Here is a 652-nt window from a genome sequence, read left to right as displayed (position 1 = left end):
CAGCTTGTAGAGAAAACGATGTTTTTTCTACAAGCTTTTTTTGTTTCTTTAGATGCTTATTGTATTTTAGATACAGAAAAAGGCTCCCACATATCTATCCCTGCTTGGATAGGTATGTGGCAATCTTCTTCATGTTCTGGCATGCGGCTGTGAGGAGAACTTGTTCGCTCACATTTCGTTGTCCCCTTAACCTGCAATAGCGAAGCCCATGCAGCTGTTTTGAATCTGCAAAGCTTCGCTCTATTTTTTCTTTTCTTTTTTTGTAGAGGTTTTTTCCTGAAACAGACAAGCGATTTTGTCTGACCTTTTCTTTATGGTCTTCCCATACATGCCGAGTAATCACTTTCTGCCGGTTCTTTGATTTTGTACAGTTTTCAAGCAGCGGGCATGAGGAACATATTTCAGGATTTGATTTGTATGACCGGTAGCCTTTTCGGTCAGTTGTTGAGTATGTAAGTGTTTGGTGATTTGGGCAAATATATCTGTCTTGTTCACTGTCGTAATGAAATTTCCATTTTGGAAACAAGCCTCGGATAGGGTGATAACGTCTATGTGCGATGACACCAAAGATTTGTCGGTCAGATAATCCTTTACAGATCGGAGTCGTTAAATATCCGGAATCAAGGGCGACGGCTTCTACTTGAAACCCAAA

Annotated in this window: 1 protein-coding gene; it reads right to left on the bottom strand. The window is 40.5% G+C overall.

Going from position 1 to position 652, the window contains the following annotated elements; translation table 11 throughout:
- Positions 1-94: 94 nt before the first annotated feature.
- The coding region (locus MTN95_RS21440; RefSeq protein WP_248339944.1) for a transposase at positions 95-652 on the bottom strand (558 nt) is incomplete at its 5' end.

It is taken from the genome of Bacillus sp. 2CMS4F, assembly GCF_023161785.1.
GTDB classification, from domain to species: domain Bacteria; phylum Bacillota; class Bacilli; order Bacillales; family Bacillaceae; genus Bacillus; species Bacillus halotolerans.
The sequence above is the reverse complement of the archived record's forward strand: the minus strand, read 5'-3'. Positions and strand labels throughout refer to the sequence as shown.